This window comes from Sutterella parvirubra YIT 11816 (assembly GCF_000250875.1).
Classification (GTDB): domain Bacteria; phylum Pseudomonadota; class Gammaproteobacteria; order Burkholderiales; family Burkholderiaceae_F; genus Sutterella; species Sutterella parvirubra.
In genome coordinates this window covers 58,523-58,855 of sequence record NZ_JH605003.1, presented here as the reverse complement: position 1 = coordinate 58,855, position 333 = coordinate 58,523, and the positions used below count along the sequence as shown (strand labels likewise).

General features: G+C 67.9%; 1 protein-coding gene. It reads right to left on the bottom strand.

All coding sequences use genetic code 11. The annotated features are described in order from the left end of the window. On the bottom strand, positions 1–126 hold a 126-nt coding region (locus HMPREF9440_RS12150; protein ID WP_148516572.1), incomplete at its 3' end, for an NAD-dependent epimerase/dehydratase family protein. Positions 127–333 lie beyond the last annotated feature (207 nt).

Here is a 333-nt window from a genome sequence, read left to right as displayed (position 1 = left end):
GGCCGCGACGCCCGCGTCCGCGTTCGAGAGGTTGTCGTAGAGCACGACGTGGTGGCCGGCTTCGAGAAGCGTGACGGCGGTGTGCGAGCCGATGAAGCCCATGCCGCCCGTGAGGAGAATGCGCATGACGGCGTCACCCCTTAGACTTGGAAAATGCTTTTGGAACTCAAAGTCTAGCAGGGGGCCCGGCCCCGGCCGACCTTTCTCATGATCCGTCTTCGTGAACTCACCGCGGCGCTCGCGGCCGCCCTCATCCTTTCGGGCGCCGCCGACGCCAAAACGCCGGAGGAAGTCCGCGCGGCTTGCCGCGCGGAGGGCCGTCCCTGCGTGGGG